The following is a 20006-nucleotide window of genomic DNA, read 5'->3' as shown; positions in this document are numbered from 1 at the left end:
CTGATCGACGGTTTCGTAAAGAACTCCAATCCCGTTTTTCACAGCAAAAAACACTCGCAAAATTCCCACCATCGATGGCCGACCAAAAAAAGAGCGATGCGACGATTTTCGCGTCAGGTGCCAATCCGCACTTGGGCTAATGCGGTGCCTCCCCGACTCTCTACGCACAGTTCATCATTGCGACGGCCTGTGCACCAGACAGGCGGCAAAAGACCAAGAAAATCAGATAATTGTTCCCAGTCGACGGGATAGTCTGGTGCTGAGAGAGAGGTTTGAAACTCTCGTCTGCCGATAGAATTTCAGTTTTGCGGGAAACCCGGCGGGTTTCGCCGAATTAATTGGTTATTGCAATTCCCTGCTATGAAAAACCGGCATCGGAAACTCTAACTAACTGAATTTTATAATCAAACTGACCTTTTTTCGACCCTTCGTCGTACTCAAGAACACGTAGATTCTCTGTAAATTCCCTGTAAACGGCGGAAACTGGTCCGCTTACGGCTAAATCCTCAAGCATTTCATACCGCGCCTGAAACGGCATGGCGTCGAGCAGCCAGCCATCGACCGCATGCTGATCGCCAATCCGAAAGCCGTGTTCTCGCGGCAGAATCAAGCCCAGACTTACGGCTGAGACTTACGACGGAGTTCAAATGTCCAAGAAAAAAATCCTGCTGGCCGGTGAATCCTGGGTGTCGACCGCGACCCATATCAAGGGCTTCGACCAGTTTCCGACGGTCACCTACCACACCGGGGCGGACGAATTGCTGACGGCCCTGAAAGCGACCGACTTCGACGTGACCTTCATGCCGGCGCATGAGGCACAGCGCAGCTTTCCGCAAACAATGGAGGCGCTTTCGGCCTATGACGCGGTGGTGCTCTCCGACATCGGCGCCAACACGCTGCTTCTGCATCCCGACACCTGGGTTCACTCCAAGCCGACGCCGAACCGCCTGCGGCTGCTGCGCGATTATGTGCGCGACGGCGGCGGGCTTTTGATGTTCGGCGGCTACTATAGCTTCCAGGGCATCAATGGCGGCGCGCGCTATCGCAAGACGCCGGTCGAGGAGGTGCTGCCGGTGAACTGCCTCGCTTTCGACGACCGCGTCGAGGTGCCAGAAGGGTTTTCGCCTGTCCTGAAAGGCTCCTCGGACCATCCGATCCTCAGGGGTCTCGGGTCGGATTGGCCAGTCCTGCTCGGCTTCAACGAGGTGACGCTGAAAGACGGGGCGGAAGTCCTGGCAACCGTGTCGTCGGATTATGGCTCGCTGCCGCTGCTCGTCACCGGTCACTATGGCAAGGGCCGCACTGTGGCCTGGACGTCCGATGTCGGGCCGCATTGGCTGCCACCGGAGTTCATCGCCTGGAAGGGCTACAAAACCCTGTTCGAGCAGATGCTGAGCTGGGCGATCGGTGAGAGCTGAGCGATGCATGTCCATGTCGTCGGCAATGCCTGCGTCGACACGATTTTTCGCGTCGGCCGCTTCCCTGCCGCCGGCGAGACCTTGAACGCCAGCAGCTACGCCGACGGCCTCGGCGGCAAGGGAGCAAACCAGGCGGTTGCGACCGCGCGCACGGGTGCTGCGGTAACGTTTTGGACGGCGCTCGGCAAGGACCGCGCAGGCGCATGGATCAGGAGCCGCCTCGACAGGGAGTTGTCTGACCTCGAGGCGATTGAATTCGACCTGCCAAGCGACCGCTCGACCATCGTCATTGGGGCCGGCGGCGAGAACTTCATCGTCAGCGGCGTCGCCTGCAGCGAGGCGTTCGATCCGATCGCACAAACCGCACTTGCGGGCCGAATCGCGTCTGGCGACATCGTTGTCTGCCAAGGAAACCTGCGAAGCGCCGCGATAGATGCCTGCCTGCGGGCAGCACAGGAAAATGGCGCGCGCACCGTCCTGAATGCCAGCCCTATCGATGCGGCGGCTCTGCCTGACTTCGGCCTGGCGCAGGTGTTGGTGGTGAATCAATCCGAGGCGAAAGCGCTGACCGGCCAGGATGACATGGCAGCCGCCGCCGACGCGCTGGCGGCCAAAGGCGCCGAGACAGTCGTGATCACGCTCGGTGCGGAAGGCTGTCTCGCCCTCGGCCCGGACCAGGGAGGATCGTTTCGTTTGCCGGCACCACGTGTCGAGGCGCTCGACACCAGCGGCGCCGGCGATGTGTTTTGCGGCTGTCTGGCCGGCGGGTTTGCCAAGGGAATGTCGGTTGCCCCAGCGCTGAAGTTCGCGCTCGCGGCTGCCGCAATTGCGGTGACTCGCCCGGGCACATTGATATCCTGTCCTTCCGCGTCTGAAATGGTGGCGCTCATCGATCAAACGGAGCTCTCATGACCCAACTCGGTCAATCAGGCGGCGACGCGCTCGTAGACCTTTTCGGTCGCACCAAGGTGGTGATCGGCGTCGTTCACCTGTCGCCGCTTCCCGGCGCGCCGCGCTATGACGGCGAGGCGGTCGAGGCGATCTATCAGCGCGGTCTGGACGATGCGAGATCTTATCTCGATGGCGGATGCGACGGCGTGATCGTTGAGAATCATGGCGACATCCCGTTTGCCAAACCTGACGATATCGGACCGGAAACAGCGGCCTATATGGCGGTTATTTCCGACCGTATCCGCCGCGAGTTCGGCAAGCCGATCGGCATCAATGTGCTCGCTAACGCCGCGATCCCTGCCCTTGCGATCGCCAGCGCCTCCGGCGCGGGCTTTATCCGCGTCAATCAATGGGCGAATGCCTATGTCGCCAATGAGGGTTTTGTCGAGGGGGAGTCCGGTCGCGCAGCACGCTACCGCGCCAGGCTGCGCGCCAACGGCATCCGCGTCTTCGCCGATGCTCATGTCAAGCACGGCGCGCACGCGATCGTTGCCGACCGCCCGGTGGAGGAACTGGTCAAGGATCTGGTCTTCTTCGACGCCGACGCCATCATTGCGACCGGTCAACGCACCGGGCACACTGCGGATCTGAGCTATATCAGCATGATCAAAGAGGCCGCCGGCCTGCCGACGCTCGTCGGCAGCGGCGTGACGCCCGACAATGCCAACGATATCCTTGGCATCGTCGATGGGATCATCATCGCCAGTGCGCTGAAGCATGACGGCGTCTGGTGGAACCCGGTCGACCCCGCCCGAGTAAAGACCTTCATAAGTGGGCTGAGGCGATGACAAGCGGCGATTGGAGCGAAGTCGCGCCCCTCGGGCCGCAAACGCGGAGACCGCACCGCGACGACCCGCAGGCCGCAGTCACCTTGTCGTTGATCCAGCCCATTCCGACCGGTACCAGTCGACGAATTTTTTCAGCCCGTCTTCTGTCGAAACGCTCGGCTTGAAGCCGAAATCGCGCTCCAGCGCAGTCATGTCGGCATAGGTCCGCTCGACATCGCTGCTTTGCATCGGCTCGCTGTGGCGGATCGCTTTTACGCCGAGCAGTTTTTCCAGAGCGTCGATGAAATCGCCGAGCCGCACCGGCCGGTTGTTGCCGACATTGTAGAGCCTGCTCGGCGGAACTTCAGCCGATGGCGGCTTGTCGAGCACGGCAACGACAGCTCTCACCACATCCTCGACATAAGTGAAATCGCGCCACATCTCGCCATTATTGAACACCCGGACCGGCTTGCCTTCGAGCATTGCCTTGGTGAATATCCAATAGGCCATATCGGGCCGGCCCCAGGGACCGTAGACGGTGAAAAATCGCAAGCCGGTCTGCGGCACCCCGAAGAGATGGGCGTAGGTGTGGCTCATCAATTCATCGGACTTCTTGGTGGCGGCGTAGAGCGAGACGGGCTTGTCGACCTGATCGGTCTCGCTGAACGGCACCTTGCGGTTGCCGCCATAGACCGAGCTCGACGAGGCATAGACCAGATGCTCGAATGCGGGCTGCGCGCGACAGAATTCGAGCACTTCGAGATGGCCGACAACATTGGAACGGACATAGAGCCTCGGATTGTCGAGTGAATAGCGCACACCCGCCTGAGCGGCGAGATGGACGATCCTGACTATGCCTTGCCCGGCCAAAGCGTCGGCAAGAGCGCCCTGTTCGGCGATGTCGATCTGGTGAAATGAAAAATCCTTGTAAGGCTGCAAGCGGGCGAGGCGCCCCTTTTTGAGCGCCAGGTCGTAATAGTCGTTCATGTTGTCGACGCCGACGACCGCTTCCCCCCTACTCAGGAGATGATGGCAAACATGGCTGCCGATGAATCCTGCGGCTCCCGTGACAAGTACAGGCAACAAGGTTCTCCACGCATACGCTGGCACATGATCGCGAAATCGAGATCGATTTCGGAGAGGATCATGCGCAACATCAAAACGCTCATCAGAATGAACGGAACCGACCCAGTCCAATTCGTGTTTTAGCCGAAAGCCCCAATAGGCGCTACCGACAAGCTGTGCCGTCGACGCGTCAGCTCGCCTCGCGCAGGGCCTCGGCCGCCTGCAGGTCGACCGACACGAGTTGGCTGACGCCCTGCTCGGCCATGGTCACCCCGAACAGCCGGTTCATGCGGGCCATGGTGATCGGGTTGTGCGTGATGATGACGAAGCGCGTCTCGGTGGTGGCCGCCATTTCGTCCATCAGATTGCAGAAACGCTCGACATTGTGATCGTCGAGCGGTGCGTCGACCTCATCGAGCACGCAGATCGGCGCGGGATTGGTCAGGAACACGGCAAAGATCAGCGACATCGCCGTCAACGCCTGCTCGCCGCCGGAAAGCAGCGTCATCGTCTGCGGCTTCTTGCCGGGTGGCCGCGCAAGGATTTCGAGACCGGCCTCGAGCGGATCGTCGGACTCGATCAGTTGCAGTTCCGCCGTGCCGCCGCCGAACAGATGCGAAAACAGCCGCTGGAAATGGCCGTTGACCACGTCGAAGGCAGCCAGAAGCCGTTCGCGGCCTTCGCGGTTCAGGCTCTGGATCGCCTGCCGCAGCTTGCGGATGGCCTCGATGATGTCCTCACGTTCGGAAACGATGGTCTCCAGCCGGTCGGACAGTTCCTTCTGCTCTTCCTCGGCGCGCAGATTGACGGCGCCGAGCCGCTCGCGCTCGATCTTCAGCCGGTCGAGCTGACGCTCGATCTCAGTCACCTCCGGCATCGGGCTGTCGGCCTCCAGGCCGGTGTGGCGGATGACCAGATGCGGCGGCGTGTTCAGCGTTTCCTGGATGCGCGCCTCGACCTCCAGCCGTCTTTCATCGGCAGCGGTCAGCCGCTCTTCGGCGCGGACTCGGGTTTCGCGCGCCTCGGCCAGCGACTGGATCGCTGATGTCGCGGCCTTGTCCAGTTCGGACTGCTTATTTTCCGCTTCCTGCAACCGGTCGCCGGCGGCCTGGCGCAGGCTTTCGGCTTCGGCAAACTGCGACAGCAAGGCGCGCCGCTTGGCGTCGATCTCGTCGGGGGCGTCGGCCAGCCTTTCGCGTTCGGCCTCGGCCTCGGCCTTGCGTTCGCCGAGTGCGGCGATCTGCGTCGAGGCGTTTTCGGCGCGCTCCAGCCAGCTGCGGCGTTCCGCGCCGATGGCGTCGAGGCGGCGCGAGCGCGCTTCGGCTTCCCGCCTCAAGCCTTCATGGACGGCGCGGGCATCGGCAAGGGTGGCGCGGTCGCGAGCGACGTTGGCGGCCGACTGATCGAGCTGCAACTGCAGATCACCGAGATCGGGAGCGCTTTGCAGCAGCATCTCGGCCTCGACGAAAGCCGCGGCCGTCTCTTCATGGCTGTCGACGATGCGCGCGCGCGCCTCGTCAAGTGCGGCGCGCCGGCTCGACAGCTCGCCGCCGGCCTTCTCGGCCTCGGCCAGCGCATTGCGGGCGGCGTCCAGCCCATGCTGGGCATCACGCCCGGCCTGACGGGCGTTGCGCTCGGCCTCGCTCGCCTGGGCAAGCGCCTGCTCGGCATGGGCAAGGGCCTGTTCGGCCTGGCGCAGGATGCGGTTCGCGTGGACCGCCTCGGCGTCGAGCTCGGCCAGCCGGTTTTTCTGCGCCAGCCGCTGCGCGGCGGCGGTCGGCGCGTCGGCGCTGGCGGTGAATCCGTCCCAACGCCAGAGCGCCCCTTCGCGGCTGACCAGCCGCTGCCCGGGAGCAAGCTGCGCCTGCAACCGCTTTCCGTCGCCGGCGTCGACGATGCCGATCTGCGCCAATCGGCGGGCGAGTTGCGCCGGCGCGCGGACGACGCTGGCAAGGCTCTTGATGCCTTCGGGCAGAGCGGCGTCGCCGGGCTGGACCTCGCTTTGGCCCCAATGCACCGGCGCGCTGCGGTCGAGCGGCACGTCGAGATCTTCGCCAAGGGCCGCGCCCAGCGCCGTCTCGTAGCCGCGCTCGACGCTGATCTGCTCCAGCACGGACGGGAAGAGGTCGCCGCTCGCGGCATTCAGGATCTTGGCCAGCGTGCGGGCCTCGGTTTCGATTCGCGCCAGCTCGGCCTTTGCATCCTGAACCGGCGGGCGGGCGGCGCTCTCCGCCGCGCGCGCCTCGGCGACAGCCTGTTCGGCGGCAATCGCCGCGGCTTCGGTTTCCTCGAGCAGCGCCAGCGCCTGTTCAACCAGAAGCTGCTTCTCGGCGGGATCGGCCAGGCCGGCGACCCTGGAGGCGATATCGGACAATTCCCGGTCGACATCGGCGAGCTGGCGGGCGAAACGGTCGCGGCGTTCCGCGGTGTCGCGCAGCGTTCGTTCGATCTGGTTGCGGGAAGCGGCGGCCTCCGCCCGTTCGGCGGTCAGCCCGGCGAGTTTGGCTTCACTGGCGGCAAGCGTCGACGCAGCCTGTTCGACCGCCGCGCGGGTGCTGGCCTCGCGGTCGGCGGCGCCGTCGTTCTCGGTGTTGAGCGCAGTTTCTTCGGCGGCGAGGCGATCAAGAATATCCGCATTGTCGCGGACCATCCGCTCCTCGCGGACGATGTCGCCGTCGAGCTGCTGGAGCCGGCGGTCGAGCTCCAGTTGGCGGGCACGGATACGGCCCGCTTCTTCCTCGATCTGCGTCTTGGCGATCGACAGGCGCTGGAAGGCGGCGGCGGCGGCGGCTTCAGCATCGCGCAGCTCCGGCAACCGATGGGCGCCGATCCCTTGCTCCCTGGCGGCAGCCATTTGGGCGGCGGCGCGGTCGCCGACCAGTGCCGTGGCGATCGCCAGCGCCGAGCGCGCCTCGCCTTCCTGCGTCTTGGCCAGCGTCCAGCGCAGATGCAGCAGCGTCGCTTCAGCCTTGCGGATATCGGCCGACAGGTTCTTGAAGCGCGAGGCCTGGCGAGCCTGGCGCTTCAGGCTTTCGATCTGGCTTTCCAGCTCGCCGACGACATCGTCCAGCCGTTCCAGATTCTGTTCGGCCGCTTTCAGACGCAGTTCCGCCTCGTGGCGACGTGTGTGCAGACCCGAAATGCCGGCCGCCTCTTCCAGCAGCGCGCGACGCGCCTGCGGCTTGGCCTGGATCAGCTCGCCGATGCGGCCCTGCCCGACCATCGAGGGCGAACGGGCGCCGGTCGACTGGTCGGCGAAAAGCAGCTGCACGTCCTTGGCGCGGGCTTCCTTGCCGTTGATGCGGTAGAGCGAACCCGCCTCGCGCTCGATGCGACGCGAAACCTGCAACTCGTCCGCGTCGTTGAAGGCCGAGGGCGCGCTACGGTCGCTGTTGTCGAGGAAAAGCGTGACTTCGGCGGTGTTGCGGGCCGGACGCGTTCCGGAACCGGAAAAGATGACGTCGTCCATGCCGGACGCGCGCATGTTCTTGTACGAGCTTTCGCCCATCACCCAGCGCAGCGCCTCGACAAGGTTCGACTTGCCGCAGCCGTTGGGGCCGACGATGCCGGTCAGGCCGCGTTCGATGACGAACTCACCGGGTTCGACGAACGACTTGAAACCGAGCAGGCGAAGGCGCGAGAATTTCATTCGCGCCGCCCCAAAAGCGGGTTCTGCAAAAGTGTTCCGCGGTTTGGCGACTCGCGGCGCAACAAAAAGTTGCGCACGCCGAAGCGCAGCCGCTTCGGCGCTGCCGAAACGTCAAAGCAGAGGGTCGATAATGGCCGAGATTTCCTCAATCGACAGCGCCCCCTTGTAGGTCTTCCCGTTGATAAAGAAGGTCGGCGTCGAGTCGACCTTGAATTCATCGGCGCCGCGCTTCTGGACCGACCTCACATCGTCCAGAAGTTTCTGGTCCGTCAAGCAGGCCTCGAACGACTCCTGTGTAAAACCGGCCATCTTGGAGATTTGCAGCAGGGCGTCCTTGGTATTGGCGACACCTGCCCAGTTCGCCTGCTGCTTGAACAGAACGTCCACCATTGGGAAATAATTGTCCTTGGAGCAGCGCGCCAGCATGAAACCGGCCTCGGCGCTGGGATCGAAGGGGAACTCGCGCAGGATAAGGCGGGCCTTGCCGGTATCGATGTATTTCGTCTTCAGCGCCGGGAGGGTGGTTTCATGGAAATGCGCGCAGTGCGGGCAGGTCATCGAGGCATATTCGACGATGGCGACCTTCGCGTCGTCCTTGCCGAGCTGCATGTCGGGCAGTGCGCCGGGCTTCAGCAAGGCAGCCATGTCCACCGTGCCCTGGGCCTCAGGCGCCTTGGCCGCGGCCGGAGCGGCCGGCTTTGCCGGATCGGCCGGCTTCATCGCATCGGCTGGGGCCGCAGGCTTCACATCCTCCGCCACGGCTTTCTCGCCCGAGTCGCTGCAGGCGGCGAGCAGAGCCACCGCCGGAATGGCGGCCAGTGACGACAGGAGGTTTCTGCGGGACAAAAGACGGGGCATACGAATCACCTGACAATGGTTGGATTTTGCAATGCAAAGGCTAGAAAAGGCGAGAGTTGGCGCGAATTAAGGCATCGCCGTCCCCATTCCAATCGCCAAAACTTGGCTACGCGATCACGAAAGCGCGAGATTATGTTTTCTTTTGACCGAGAATGGTGGCGCCGAGCCGCTCCAGCGAGGCGCGCAGCCCATCATCCTCGATCATTCCGACAGTGCCTGACAGCTTCACCTTCTCGGCCGCGGTCAGCGGCCGGATGCTTGGTTTAAGCCGGCCTTTGTCAACCGTGACCGGCTTTTGCACGATTCTGATCCGACCGATAGCGTTGAAGCCGAGGAAGGCGTTGACCCGGTTGATGATCTCGCCGGTCTCGTGCTGCAGATGGAGCGCCGCCATGCCTTCGCAGGCGATGACCAGCACCGCCGGCTCGAACGGATCATCTTCATGCATTCGGCGCGGCCACTGGATCTTTTCAGGGCGCGAACGGCTGGCAAGCCGCGGCCCGGCAATCTCCTCCCAAGACTGGACGAGCCCGATCGACATGCCGGCTCGCTTGCGCAGCACCGGATCGAGGATCTGGGTTGCGAGATCACTCACCGGAACGGGATTGCCGAAGGGCCTTTTCCCTGCCATGTGCGTTCTCCAGTCACGACCTTCACCATACATCGGTTAGGCCAGTCCTCGATCAATGGCACTGCACGACCAGACCCGCAAGACCGCATCCTGCGACAGCGGCAAAGCCGCATCCGGAGACAGCGGCGAGATCGCGTCCCGCCTGCTCGCTTGGTACGACGGGCATCACCGCGACTTGCCGTGGCGCATTGCGCCGCGCGAGTTGGCACGCGGCATACGACCCGATCCCTACCGGGTCTGGCTTTCCGAAGTCATGCTGCAGCAGACCACGGTCGAAGCCGTAAAATCCTATTTCCGGGCATTTGTCGAGAAATGGCCCGATATCGAGGCGTTGGCCGCTTCACCGACAGAAGACGTCATGAAGGCCTGGGCCGGACTCGGCTATTATTCCCGCGCGCGCAATCTCAAGGCCTGCGCCGACCTCGTCGCGCGGCAAGGCGGCAGGTTTCCGGATACGCAAGCTGGCTTGAGAGAGCTGCCCGGCATCGGCGCCTACACGGCGGCGGCGATCGCCGCGATCGCCTTCGACCAGCCCGCCGCGGTCGTCGACGGCAATGTCGAGCGGGTGGTTTCCCGGCTGTTTTCGATCGTCACGCCGCTGAGCGAGGCCAAGAGCGACATACGCACCTATGTCGAGCGCATGGTTCCAGCGACCAGACCGGGCGATTTCGCCCAGGCGATGATGGATCTCGGCGCGACGATCTGCACGCCGCGGCGGCCGCGCTGCGGGCTCTGCCCGCTGCGTGAGGATTGCAGCGCCATTATTTCCGGCGATGCCGAACGCTTCCCTGTCCGCCTGCCGAAGGGCGAGAAACCATTGCGGCGCGGGGCTGCTTTCGTTGCCGTACGCGGCGATGGCGCCATCCTTTTGCGCAAACGTGGGGATAAGGGCCTGCTCGGCGGCATGACCGAAGTGCCGACGACCGGCTGGACCGCGCGGATCGACGGCGGCACCACAGCGGCGGCGGCGCCCTTCCCCGGCAACTGGCGGCCAGCCGGGAAGATTGGCCATGTCTTCACCCATTTTGCGCTCGAACTCGAAATCTTCAAAGCGATGGCCGATGTCGCCGCCCCAGCGGGTCATTTCTGGTCGCTGGCCGACGAAATTTCCGGCGAAGCACTGCCCACCGTCATGAAAAAGGTAATCGAAGCAGCGATACCGGGCGCGACGAAGAAGCAGCGCGCACATTGAATCGCCCACGTCGCCCCATTTGAACTGCGTTGAACGAGGACAAGAATGACCGAAATCCGCCACATCGTTTTCGACATCGGCAGAGTGCTGATCCACTACGATCCGAACCTGCCATTCAGCCGTATCATTCCGGATGCCGAGGAGAGAAAGTGGTTTTTCGACAATGTCTGCACGCATGACTGGAACATCGAGCAGGACCGCGGCCGCACCTGGGAAGAGGCCGAGGCGTTGCTGATCGCCGAACACCCGGACCACGCCGAAAACATCCGCAACTTCCGCCGCCTCTGGCACGAGATGGTGCCGCACGCTTACGACGACAGCGTCCAGCTCATGGACAAGCTGATCGAGAGCGGCCACGACGTCACCATGCTGACCAATTTTGCGTCAGACACGCTTGCCGAAGCCCGGCAGCGTTTCGACTTTCTCAACCGCCCGCGCGGTGTGACCATTTCGGGCGAGATCGGCATGATCAAGCCGGATCGCGGCATTTACGACCATCACGTCGCCGCGTTCGGCCTCGAGCCCGCGGCCACGCTGTTTATCGACGACAGCCAAAAGAATGTCGACGGCGCCAAGGCGGCCGGCTGGCAGTCGGTGCTGTTCACCGACGCAAAGACGCTCGAGGCGGACCTCGATCGCCTGGGGGTCAGAGTGTGATCACTGTGACGGGCCTGACCGCAGTCGCTGAGACGCGCGGTCCACGGCGCTGCCATTGGATCCGTCTCGCGCGCTACTTGACGTGTGAGGCGTAGATGCGATCGAACTCACCCGTCGCCTTGGCAAGATGCAACCATTGGTCGACATAGGCCTTGAAGACAACGGCACCCTCAGGAAGCATATAACCCATTTCGCCATATTGGAGCGGCTTCTCGGGGTTGATCGCGCAAAGGCCGGGGTGAAGTTTCTCCTGCAACTCGGTTTCGACCGATTCGGCGATCATGATATCGGCTTTGCCGTCAAGGATTTGGCGGAAGATCGTGACGTTGTCCGGGAAGATCTCAATTTTAGCGTCACTGAGTTTTTCACGCACGAATTTCTCATTGGTCCCGCCGGGATTAACAATCACAGTCACATCCGGCTTGTTGATGTCGGCAATCGATTGGAATTTCGCCTCGTCCTCGCAGCGCGCAATCGGCGCCTTGCCGTTGACGAGATAGGGCTCGCTGAAGAACACCTGCTTCTGGCGTTCCAGGGTCACCGAAATACCGCCCATCGCGATGTCGCACTTGCCGGTTGTAAAATCGGCAAGCAATTTTTTCCAGGTAGTCGCAACGAATTCCGCCTCGACCCCTAGTGAGCTTGCCAGAGATTTTGCGAGATCGATATCGATGCCCTGGTAGTTGTTCGCGGGCTTGTCATGAAAGGTGAAGGGCTTGTAGTCGCCGGTCGTACAGACGCGCAGCTTGCCGTTCTTGATAACCGCATCAAGCTGGTTTTCTGCGCCGGTGTTCTGGGCATCGCCGGAGAGGCCAACAAACCCATGACGAGGGCGGCGACAAACGGCGAGGCAAGAGCTTTCATGGATCTGGTCTCCGATGGATAAGAGAATCGAGCATTCGAGAAACGGTGGGCAAAGGTCAATAACTCTTCCTGGGGAATCGCTCACCGTGATCCTCCGGCGGCGCCGAAAACCCGAACCGGCTACCCGTGCTAGTAGTACCCACCTGACATAAGAGTCCGGCTCGGGATTCCTCTTGGCTGCACGCGAAGGAGCGGCATTTGGTTTGGGCCAACTCAGTCAGTCACCGTCGTGAAAACTTCGAGTACCAATTCCATTCCCACGTTCTGCCTGCATCAGCGGAGAACGCACGGCTGTAAATCGGGGTTTTCGGGTTGCGCTTATCCCAGTGGAATTTCACGATAACGTCCTTGCCGGCCACAACCTCACGGCCGAAGAATTCGCCTTCGTCGCCATTGAACGAACCCACCTTTCCGTCGTCGAGTTTGCCCGCGTTGCTGTCGGCCCAGTAGATCGTCCAGAGACGCGTCTTTGGATCGAACAATCGCACGGTGAGGCCCTCGAACGGCTTTCCTCCCAACTCCGTTTGAAAAATGTCGAAGTTGCCCAAACCCACTAGGATTTGGCGGAACTCCTGGGTCGCGTCGAATTCCTCCCACTCGTCGCTGCCGGCCAGTGGTTCCTTCAACGTACGATTCCTGATGTTCCAGTTGCCCACCAAATAGTCGAAATCATTTTTGGACGACGTCTCGCTCGCCGTTATCGCAAGTTGCCCGTCCGATGAAAGAGAGAACGCACTCATCTACTTTCCTTTGGATCGACGCCGTGCCAGCACTCCCATCGCCGCGGACATGACGAATGTATGGGCGTTTTCTTCGATGACTGCGGCGCGCTTCGCATGTCCAGTCGCGGCAACAATTGGATGGAAACCCAACAGCGCGTCGCGATGCACGCCTGCCGTCACCTCCACGTTGCAACGCGTAAGCCGAAGACCCGTTCCGGGCACGGTCCACTTCGGTTAGCTCCGCACTCCGTCGCGTTGCTCCGCGCTCCACTCAGGATTCGCTAACCGCCCTGAACCCCTGAACCGACCTCCCAACCGGGTACCAAGTGTCAGATTCTGACCACTAGGTGTCGAAGATGTCCTCTCTTTCGTCGTGACGGCTTGTTGGTCAGGAGCAGAATGTGTATATTTAGTCCAATCTATACACATCGAGAAGCACCATGCGAACCAACATCGAGCTCGACGACGAATTGATCGCGGAGGCCATGGCCGCCTCCGGCCTCAAGACCAAGAAAGCGACGATTGAGGCGGCGCTGCGCAGTCTGGTGCGCCGGCACAGGCAGGATATGGCTATCGCCGCCCTTGCTGGCGCCGGCTGGGAGGGCGATCTCGACGCCATGCGGGAAGGCCGTTCGCCTGATCGGCAGCGATGATCGTCGTCGACAGTTCCGTGTGGATCGCCCATCTCCGCAATACGGACAGCGTCTCGGTCGGCAAGCTCAGGCATCTCGATGACACACAGGAGATTCTGGTCGGAGACTTGATCCTGCTGGAAGTGCTGCAAGGCGCGCTCAACGAACCGCATGCCCAACTGATCGAGCGGAACCTCCGACAATTCGCCATCGTGCCGATGCTGAATCCGGCGACGGCAGTCGAAGCTGCCCGAAACTACCGCATGCTCCGGCAGCGGGGCATCACCATCCGCAAGACAGTCGATATGATTATCGGCACATTCTGCATCCTGGGCGGACACGCGCTGTTGCATGATGACCGAGACTTCGACCCGATGGTTCATTACCTCGGCCTGTGCGCCGCATGAGAACGATGTGCAACGAGACCTCTGTAGCGGTTATCGTCAGGCCCCTGCTCGCTCCATGCCGAGGCGGGCGATGCGGCGAAGCTCGTCGATCGGGGTCAGGCCGCCACTGCGCTCATAGTGCCAGAAGGTCCAGCCGTTGCAGGCATCCAGCCCCTGCACTTCCGCGCCGATCTTGTGGATCGATCCGGCGCTGCCGCCGACCGCCACAGTGCCGTCGGCGCGCACCCTGGCCGCCCAGCGCTTCTTGGCGTCGTAGAGCGTGGCGCCCGGCAGCATCAGCCCGGTGTCGATGAGGCTGACGAAAGCGACGCGCGGCTCGGCGCGCTTGCCGGTAAGCACGGTAAGCGCAGCGCCGTCCAGCGGCCGGACTGCATCGATGCGCTCGTTGGCGGCGTCGATATAGGCCTGCTCGCGCTCGATGCCGACGAAATGGCGGCCGAGGCGCTTGGCCACCGCGCCGGTGGTGCCGGAGCCGAAAAAGGGATCGAGCACGATATCGCCGGGCTTCGTCGAGGCCATCATGATGCGGGCGAGCAGCGCTTCGGGCTTCTGCGTCGGATGCAGCTTGTCGCCATTTTCGTTCTTGAGGCGCTCAGCGCCGGTGCAGATCGGAAACAGCCAGTCGGACCGCATCTGGATGTCGTCGTTCGACGCCTTCAGCGCTTCGTAGTTGAAGGTGTAACCCTTCCCCTTCTGATCGCGCGAGGCCCAGATCATCGTCTCATGGGCGTTCTGGAAGCGGCGGCCGCGGAAATTCGGCATAGGATTGGTCTTGCGCCAGACGACATCGTTGAGGATCCAGTACCCCAGATCCTGCATCTTGGCGCCGACCCTGAAAATGTTGTGGTAGGAGCCAATAACCCAGATGGTGCCGTTGGGCTTCAACACGCGGCGCGCCGCCAGCAGCCAGGCCCGGGTGAAGGCGTCGTAGACCTCAAAACTTGCGAACTGGTCCCAGTCGTCGTCGACGGCATCGACCTTGGACTGGTCGGGCCGGTGCAGATCGCCGTCGAGCTGCAGATTGTAGGGCGGATCGGCAAAGATCACGTCGATGGATTTTTCGGGCAGCCGGTCGAGCGCGGCGACGCAATCGCCCTTCAGGATCGTATCGAGCCATTCGGATTGCTGGGGAGCATGGGAAAGCTCGTCGAGAAGACGCACGGCAGACATTGTTACACCCAAAGCACGCGTTACTGTTTACTCGCTGTTATGGTTACCGATCAGCGTAAATATTCGGTGAAGGCCTGGGGTGCAGACCCCGGGTAATTTGCGAAGATCGGCCTGTTGGTGTATGCCGCGCCGCCTGAACCGTCCCAGCCTCCTCCCTCCCGCTTTCCGGATCGCTATGCCCCAGCCAGACCTTGTCATCTTCGATTGCGACGGCGTGCTCGTCGATTCCGAGATCATCGCCGCGCGCATCGAAGCCGAGCTGTTGACGTCGGCCGGCTACGAGATATCGGCCGAGGAGATTTCCGAAACCTATGCCGGGCTGACCTTCAAGGACATCATGATGCGGGTCGAGGAAAAATCCCGCGTCCCATTCCAGGCCTCGCTGATCGATCGCGCCGAAGACCTGGTCGACCGCCGCCTGCGCAGCGACGTGCGCGCCGTCGACGGGGTGCACGAGGCGGTCGCCGCGGTGACGGCGCCGCGCTGCATCTGCTCGAATTCGCGCACCGAGCGGATCGAATTCATGCTGGAGAAGGTGCATCTGCTGCCGTTTTTCAGCGGCCGGATTTTTTCCTCGCTGGAAACACCTAGCGGAAAATCCAAGCCGGCGCCCGACGTGTTTCTCTTTGCCGCGGCAACGCTCCAGGCCGATCCGGCGAACACCTTCGTCATCGAGGATTCCGTGCATGGCGTGACCGGCGCCAGGACAGCCGGCATGCGTGTGATCGGCTTCACCGGAGCGGCGCACAGCTATCCCGGGCATGCCGACGCGCTGACCGAGGCCGGCGCCGAAACGGTCATCCGCCGCTGGGCGGAACTGAAAAGCGTGATCTCCGCCCTGTCGGAGTGGTCGGCGGATGCGTGAAGCAGGCGTCCAAATGGACGCGCAGATCCAAAACCGCGGCTATTCGGCCGCGGCAACCTTCTTGTCGGTCTTCTTCGGCGGGCCTTCGTCATAGCCGGCGAACACCTGATAGTCCCGCGCGGTGGGCTCGGGAACGACAACGTTCGAATCGGTGAAGACGAACTGGGTGGCACTCGAGGGATTGGTAACCTGGACCTGATGTTGGTGAAGCTGCGAGTAAAGGACCTCCTTGCCATGCATCACAGCGATACGGATCGGCATGGTGATGGTGCCAGGGCTGAACATCGGTCCCGGAACGACCTTGCCGGCGACGGCGATCTTCATCGTCAGCGAGCCGTTGGCGCGCAGGCAGTCGCGGGTCACATCGGTGATCGAGGCCTGATAGACGATCTTGGCGGAACCATCTTGCTGGCCGCTGCTCGCGTCAAGCGCGGCAGCTTCTGCATCCAGGGTGGCGGCTTTTTTCTTGGGTTTTTGACTGCCCTTGGCATAGGTGTTGAAGAAGGCGGTGCCGTCGCGCAGCGTCACTTTCGGACAATAGGCCAGCAATTGGCTGGCGAGAACCTTGGGGTCCGGCGGTGGTGGCGGTGTCGTGTCCTTCTTTCCGAAGCCCAGCATGCTGCTGCCGCCTGATTGGCAGCCGGCGGCGGTAAGCATAAAGCCGGCGAGCGCCAGACCCGCGACAAAACGACCGTTAAATGTATGAAACGCCATGAACTGCACTTCCCTCTCGCAAAGCGGGTGACGTATATCAACCGCGCGGCAAAAATGCGACTGAGCAAGTACGGAAATTAACCACTTTGCCGCGGACAATACCGCCCGGCAGCAATGGAACATGACGATGCGCTATGTGAGTACCCGCGGGGAAGCGCCCGTGCTTGGATTTTCCGACGCTGTGCTGGCTGGTTTGGCGCGCGATGGCGGACTTTATGTCCCTGAAACCTGGCCGCAGTTTTCGGCAGCTGAGATCCGCGCGATGCGCGGCCTTGCCTATCCCGACCTCGCCATCCGCGTGCTGTCGCCGTTTCTCGGCGGCGAGATCGCGATGCCGGTGTTCGAACGCCTGGTGCGCGAAGCCTATGCGACGTTCCGTCACGAGGCGGTCTGCCCGCTGGTGCAGACCGGCTCGAACATGTTCGTTCTGGAACTCTTCCATGGCCCGACGCTTGCCTTCAAGGACGTCGCCATGCAGCTTCTCGCCCGGCTGATGGACCATGTGCTTGCCGAACGCGACCAGCGCGCCAGCGTTGTCGGCGCCACCTCCGGCGATACCGGCGGGGCCGCCATCGATGCCTTTGCCGGGCGCAACCGCACCGACATCTTCGTTCTTTTCCCGCACGGCCGGGTCTCGCCGGTGCAGCAGCGGCAGATGACGACGTCCATCGCCGCAAATGTCCATGCGCTGGCGGTCGAAGGCAATTTCGACGATTGTCAGGGCCTGGTGAAGGACATGTTCAACGATCACGGTTTTCGCGACCGGGTATCGTTGTCCGGCGTCAATTCGATCAACTGGGCCCGCATCATGGCCCAGATCGTCTATTACTTCTCATCGGCGCTGTCGCTCGGCGCGCCCGACCGGCCGATTTCGTTCACGGTGCCGACCGGCAATTTCGGCGACATCTTCGCCGGCTACGCCGCCAAGAAGATGGGGCTGCCGATCGAGCGGCTGATCATCGCAACCAACGACAACGACATTCTGGCGCGCACACTGTCGAGCGGCGAGTACCGCACGAAAGGCGTCTTTTCGACCACGTCGCCGTCGATGGACATCCAGGTCTCTTCGAATTTCGAGCGCTTGCTGTTCGAGGCGGCCGGCCGCGACGCCTCTACCGTGCGGCGCTACATGAGCGGCCTCCAGCAGTCCGGCGCCTTCACCATCGAAGCGGTCGAGATCGCCAGGATCCGCTCCGAATTCGACGCCGGCCGTTCGACCATGGACGAAGTCGCCGCCACGATCCGCTCGACGCTCGCAGCCAGCAACTATCTGCTCGACCCGCACACGGCTGCGGCCATGCACGTTGCGGTTGCAAAAGCCACCAATGCCGTGCCGATGGTGGTGCTGGGCACCGCCCATCCGGCAAAGTTCCCGGCCGCCGTCGAAGCGTCCAGCGGCGTGTCGCCTGCCCTGCCCGCATGGCTAGGCGGGTTGATGACTTCAGAGGAAAAATACACGGTACTTCCATCCGACCTGAAAATGGTGGAAGATTATGTTAGCCGCCACACGCGGGCGGCAAATTAGGGAGTATCAGCTATATGGGTGTTGAGGTAAGCCGTCTGTCGAACGGCCTGACAGTCGCCACCGAAACCCTTCCAAGCCTCGAATCCGTCGCTCTTGGCGCCTGGATCAAATCAGGCGCCCGCAATGAGCGTAGCGAAGAGCACGGAATGGCCCACCTGCTTGAACACATGGCGTTCAAGGGAACCAGAAGGCGCAGCGCCTTCGAGATCGCCTCCGAAATCGAGGATGTCGGCGGCGAGATCAATGCCGCCACCAGTGTCGAGACCACCTCCTATTATGCCAGGGTGCTGAGCGACGACGTGCCCCTGGCCGTCGATATCCTGTCCGACATCCTGCAGGAATCCGAGTTCGACCCGCAAGAGCTGGAGCGCGAGCAGCATGTGATCCTGCAGGAGATCGGCGCCGCACACGATACACCCGACGACGTCGTCTTCGACCACTTCACCGAGACGGCCTTCCGCCACCAGACGATCGGCCGCTCCATCCTCGGCACGCCGGAAACCGTCAAATCCTTCACCTCGAAGCAATTGCACAAATTCATCGAACGGCAATATGGCGCCGAGCGCATGGTGGTCGTTGCCGCCGGCGACATCAAGCACGACAACTTCGTGCGCGAGGTCGAGAAGCATCTCGGCGGTTTCCGCAGCAAGTCCGACAACACCATGCCGCAATATGCGCAATATGTCGGCGGCGATTTCCGCGAGGACCGCGACCTGATGGACGCGCAGATCGTGCTGGGGTTCGAGGGCCGCGCCTATCATGTACGCGACTTCTACGCCTCGCAGGTCCTGTCGATGATCCTTGGCGGCGGGATGTCGTCGCGTCTTTTCCAGGAGGTCCGCGAAAAGCGCGGGCTGTGCTATTCGGTCTATGCCTTCCACTGGGGTTTTTCCGATACCGGCATATTCGGCGTCCATGCCGCGACCGGGCAGAGCGATATCGCCGAATTGGTGCCGGTGGTCATCGGCGAGTTGCAGAAGGTCGGCGAGACCATCCTGCAGGAGGAACTCGACCGGGCACGCGCCCAGTACCGTGCAGGCCTGATCATGTCTGCCGAAAGCCCTGCCAGCCGCGCCTCGCAGATCGCCCGGCAAATGCTTCTGTTCGGCCGGCCGATCGCCAAGGAAGAGCTGATGGAACGGCTGTCGGCGCTGACGGTCGAGCGGTTGACGGACCTTTCGTCACGGCTGTTTTCGACCAAGCCGACGCTGACTGCCGTCGGACCGGTGGGCACGCTCGCTCCCTATGAGGCGGTCCTCGAGTCGCTTTCGGGCACGCAGACCACGGCCCGAAAGCTCGCCGGCTAAGTCCATCAAAGCGTCATGTTCGCGCTCCCTTTCTTTCGCCGTGACCTGCCGGCACTGAAGGGTGACCGGGTCACGCTGCGCGTGCCGCTGACCAACGACTATCGTGAATGGTCGGTGCTGCGCGGGGAAAGCCGCGCCTTCCTGGAGCCGTGGGAGCCGCGCTGGAACCCCGACGAGCTCGACCGCACGGCCTGGCGGCATCGCCTCAGCCGCTATCGCGAAGACTATGCGCAGGGAACGGCCATAGCCTTCTTCATCTTCGACAAAAGCAACGCCAAGCTTGTCGGTGGCATCACCCTCGGCAATATCCGCCACGGCGTCGCGCAAAGCGGCCATATCGGCTACTGGATCGGCGAGCGCTACAGCGGCCGTGGCCTGATGACCGACGCGGTCAAGGTGGTGACGCGCTTCGCCTTCGATACGCTGAGGTTGCACCGGATCGAAGCTGCCTGTATTCCCGACAACGCCCGGTCGATCCGCGTGCTTGAAAAAGCCGGATTCCGGCGCGAAGGACTTCTCCGATCCTATCTCAGGATCAACGGCATCTGGCAGGACCACTACCTCTACGCCCGGATCGAGGACGATCCGCCGGGCGCGGAAACGAAGGACTGA

At 62.4% G+C, this 20006-nt stretch carries 19 protein-coding genes and 1 pseudogene; 12 read left to right on the top strand and 8 right to left on the bottom strand.

Annotated features, from left to right (window positions below):
- Positions 1-502: 502 nt before the first annotated feature.
- From AC0L2A_RS00310 to AC0L2A_RS00295, 4 genes and pseudogenes are all read left to right on the top strand, one after another.
- A pseudogene (locus AC0L2A_RS00310) lies at positions 503-628 on the top strand (phosphotriesterase family protein); the annotation flags it as partial.
- Between the two features lie 19 nt (positions 629-647).
- Entirely contained in the window at positions 648-1418 is a 771-nt protein-coding gene (locus tag AC0L2A_RS00305) for a glutamine amidotransferase (RefSeq protein WP_473607082.1), read from the top strand.
- Positions 1419-1421: 3 nt separating this feature from the next.
- On the top strand, positions 1422-2330 hold the full coding sequence (locus AC0L2A_RS00300) for a ribokinase (protein ID WP_473607081.1): 909 nt from the start codon (positions 1422-1424) through the stop codon (positions 2328-2330).
- Positions 2327-3157 carry a BtpA/SgcQ family protein gene (locus tag AC0L2A_RS00295; RefSeq protein WP_473607080.1) on the top strand — a complete coding sequence of 277 codons (831 nt, stop codon included), beginning with the start codon at positions 2327-2329 and terminating at the stop codon, positions 3155-3157. Before AC0L2A_RS00300 ends, AC0L2A_RS00295 begins: the two co-directional genes overlap by 4 nt.
- 78 nt (positions 3158-3235) lie before the next feature.
- Here AC0L2A_RS00295 and AC0L2A_RS00290 read toward each other — a convergent pair whose 3' ends face one another.
- The 4 genes from AC0L2A_RS00290 to AC0L2A_RS00275 form a co-directional block, all read right to left on the bottom strand.
- Complete coding sequence (locus AC0L2A_RS00290; protein ID WP_473607079.1) at positions 3236-4219, bottom strand: NAD-dependent epimerase/dehydratase family protein; 984 nt, start codon at positions 4217-4219, stop codon at positions 3236-3238.
- Between the two features lie 172 nt (positions 4220-4391).
- The gene (gene smc, locus AC0L2A_RS00285; RefSeq protein ID WP_473607078.1) at positions 4392-7850 is read right to left on the bottom strand and encodes a chromosome segregation protein SMC; all 3459 of its coding nucleotides are present in this window, start codon (positions 7848-7850) and stop codon (positions 4392-4394) included.
- A 111-nt stretch (positions 7851-7961) separates the two neighbouring features.
- Complete coding sequence (locus AC0L2A_RS00280) at positions 7962-8708, bottom strand: DsbA family protein (protein WP_091595939.1); 747 nt, start codon at positions 8706-8708, stop codon at positions 7962-7964.
- A gap of 130 nt (positions 8709-8838) precedes the next feature.
- Positions 8839-9339, bottom strand: a complete 501-nt coding sequence (locus AC0L2A_RS00275) for a DUF721 domain-containing protein (RefSeq protein ID WP_023802726.1) — start codon at positions 9337-9339, stop codon at positions 8839-8841.
- 55 nt (positions 9340-9394) lie between these two features.
- On the opposite strand from AC0L2A_RS00275, the gene mutY reads away from it, so the two are divergent.
- Together mutY and AC0L2A_RS00265 are read left to right on the top strand one after the other, a co-directional pair.
- On the top strand, positions 9395-10531 hold the full coding sequence (gene mutY, locus AC0L2A_RS00270) for an A/G-specific adenine glycosylase (RefSeq protein ID WP_473508684.1): 1137 nt from the start codon (positions 9395-9397) through the stop codon (positions 10529-10531).
- Between the two features lie 45 nt (positions 10532-10576).
- On the top strand, positions 10577-11188 hold the full coding sequence (locus tag AC0L2A_RS00265) for an HAD family hydrolase (RefSeq protein ID WP_128167653.1): 612 nt from the start codon (positions 10577-10579) through the stop codon (positions 11186-11188).
- 73 nt (positions 11189-11261) lie between these two features.
- On the opposite strand, the gene AC0L2A_RS00260 is transcribed toward AC0L2A_RS00265, so the two are convergent.
- Both AC0L2A_RS00260 and AC0L2A_RS00255 read right to left on the bottom strand, forming a co-directional pair.
- Positions 11262-12137, bottom strand: a complete 876-nt coding sequence (locus AC0L2A_RS00260; protein WP_473607077.1) for a transporter substrate-binding domain-containing protein — start codon at positions 12135-12137, stop codon at positions 11262-11264.
- A gap of 136 nt (positions 12138-12273) precedes the next feature.
- On the bottom strand, positions 12274-12792 hold the full coding sequence (locus AC0L2A_RS00255) for a hypothetical protein (RefSeq protein ID WP_473607076.1): 519 nt from the start codon (positions 12790-12792) through the stop codon (positions 12274-12276).
- Positions 12793-13214: 422 nt separating this feature from the next.
- Between AC0L2A_RS00255 and AC0L2A_RS00250 the strand changes: the two genes are divergently transcribed.
- Positions 13215-13427 carry a type II toxin-antitoxin system VapB family antitoxin gene (locus AC0L2A_RS00250; protein ID WP_023799296.1) on the top strand — a complete coding sequence of 71 codons (213 nt, stop codon included), beginning with the start codon at positions 13215-13217 and terminating at the stop codon, positions 13425-13427.
- Complete coding sequence (gene vapC / locus AC0L2A_RS00245; protein ID WP_473607075.1) at positions 13424-13813, top strand: type II toxin-antitoxin system VapC family toxin; 390 nt, start codon at positions 13424-13426, stop codon at positions 13811-13813. The genes AC0L2A_RS00250 and vapC overlap by 4 nt, the downstream gene beginning before the upstream one ends.
- 36 nt (positions 13814-13849) lie before the next feature.
- Here the strand turns inward: vapC and AC0L2A_RS00240 are convergent, their stop codons facing one another.
- Positions 13850-14983 carry a site-specific DNA-methyltransferase gene (locus AC0L2A_RS00240; RefSeq protein WP_023799298.1) on the bottom strand — a complete coding sequence of 378 codons (1134 nt, stop codon included), beginning with the start codon at positions 14981-14983 and terminating at the stop codon, positions 13850-13852.
- A 175-nt stretch (positions 14984-15158) separates the two neighbouring features.
- On the opposite strand from AC0L2A_RS00240, the gene AC0L2A_RS00235 reads away from it, so the two are divergent.
- The gene (locus tag AC0L2A_RS00235; RefSeq protein ID WP_287225922.1) at positions 15159-15848 is read left to right on the top strand and encodes an HAD family hydrolase; all 690 of its coding nucleotides are present in this window, start codon (positions 15159-15161) and stop codon (positions 15846-15848) included.
- A gap of 39 nt (positions 15849-15887) precedes the next feature.
- On the opposite strand, the gene AC0L2A_RS00230 is transcribed toward AC0L2A_RS00235, so the two are convergent.
- On the bottom strand, positions 15888-16562 hold the full coding sequence (locus AC0L2A_RS00230) for a hypothetical protein (protein WP_287217480.1): 675 nt from the start codon (positions 16560-16562) through the stop codon (positions 15888-15890).
- A gap of 127 nt (positions 16563-16689) precedes the next feature.
- On the opposite strand from AC0L2A_RS00230, the gene thrC reads away from it, so the two are divergent.
- Genes thrC through AC0L2A_RS00215 form a run of 3 tightly spaced genes read left to right on the top strand, consistent with a single transcriptional unit; the run spans position 16690 to position 20006 of the window.
- Positions 16690-18087, top strand: a complete 1398-nt coding sequence (gene thrC, locus AC0L2A_RS00225) for a threonine synthase (protein ID WP_473607074.1) — start codon at positions 16690-16692, stop codon at positions 18085-18087.
- A 14-nt stretch (positions 18088-18101) separates the two neighbouring features.
- Positions 18102-19394 (top strand): M16 family metallopeptidase, encoded by a 1293-nt coding sequence (locus AC0L2A_RS00220; protein ID WP_027152378.1) that lies wholly within the window; start codon positions 18102-18104, stop codon positions 19392-19394.
- Between the two features lie 15 nt (positions 19395-19409).
- Complete coding sequence (locus tag AC0L2A_RS00215; protein ID WP_027152377.1) at positions 19410-20006, top strand: GNAT family N-acetyltransferase; 597 nt, start codon at positions 19410-19412, stop codon at positions 20004-20006.

It is taken from the genome of Mesorhizobium sp. WSM4844 (assembly GCF_055811775.1).
Note: the sequence above shows the minus strand (reverse complement) of the source record. Positions and strands in the feature narration are given on the sequence as shown.

Excerpts from the sequence above, each read along its gene's own strand:
- vapC (WP_473607075.1), top strand. The coding sequence starts at position 13,424 with ATGATCGTCGTCGACAGTTCCGTGTGGATCGCCCATCTCCGCAATACG.
- AC0L2A_RS00280 (WP_091595939.1), bottom strand. The coding sequence starts at position 8,708 with ATGCCCCGTCTTTTGTCCCGCAGAAACCTCCTGTCGTCACTGGCCGCC.
- AC0L2A_RS00275 (WP_023802726.1), bottom strand. The coding sequence starts at position 9,339 with ATGGCAGGGAAAAGGCCCTTCGGCAATCCCGTTCCGGTGAGTGATCTC.
- mutY (WP_473508684.1), top strand. The coding sequence starts at position 9,395 with ATGGCACTGCACGACCAGACCCGCAAGACCGCATCCTGCGACAGCGGC.
- smc (WP_473607078.1), bottom strand. The coding sequence starts at position 7,850 with ATGAAATTCTCGCGCCTTCGCCTGCTCGGTTTCAAGTCGTTCGTCGAA.
- AC0L2A_RS00305 (WP_473607082.1), top strand. The coding sequence starts at position 648 with ATGTCCAAGAAAAAAATCCTGCTGGCCGGTGAATCCTGGGTGTCGACC.
- AC0L2A_RS00265 (WP_128167653.1), top strand. The coding sequence starts at position 10,577 with ATGACCGAAATCCGCCACATCGTTTTCGACATCGGCAGAGTGCTGATC.
- AC0L2A_RS00220 (WP_027152378.1), top strand. The coding sequence starts at position 18,102 with ATGGGTGTTGAGGTAAGCCGTCTGTCGAACGGCCTGACAGTCGCCACC.
- thrC (WP_473607074.1), top strand. The coding sequence starts at position 16,690 with ATGCGCTATGTGAGTACCCGCGGGGAAGCGCCCGTGCTTGGATTTTCC.
- AC0L2A_RS00250 (WP_023799296.1), top strand. The coding sequence starts at position 13,215 with ATGCGAACCAACATCGAGCTCGACGACGAATTGATCGCGGAGGCCATG.
- AC0L2A_RS00235 (WP_287225922.1), top strand. The coding sequence starts at position 15,159 with ATGCCCCAGCCAGACCTTGTCATCTTCGATTGCGACGGCGTGCTCGTC.
- AC0L2A_RS00240 (WP_023799298.1), bottom strand. The coding sequence starts at position 14,983 with ATGTCTGCCGTGCGTCTTCTCGACGAGCTTTCCCATGCTCCCCAGCAA.
- AC0L2A_RS00255 (WP_473607076.1), bottom strand. The coding sequence starts at position 12,792 with ATGAGTGCGTTCTCTCTTTCATCGGACGGGCAACTTGCGATAACGGCG.
- AC0L2A_RS00300 (WP_473607081.1), top strand. The coding sequence starts at position 1,422 with ATGCATGTCCATGTCGTCGGCAATGCCTGCGTCGACACGATTTTTCGC.
- AC0L2A_RS00295 (WP_473607080.1), top strand. The coding sequence starts at position 2,327 with ATGACCCAACTCGGTCAATCAGGCGGCGACGCGCTCGTAGACCTTTTC.
- AC0L2A_RS00215 (WP_027152377.1), top strand. The coding sequence starts at position 19,410 with ATGTTCGCGCTCCCTTTCTTTCGCCGTGACCTGCCGGCACTGAAGGGT.
- AC0L2A_RS00230 (WP_287217480.1), bottom strand. The coding sequence starts at position 16,562 with ATGGCGTTTCATACATTTAACGGTCGTTTTGTCGCGGGTCTGGCGCTC.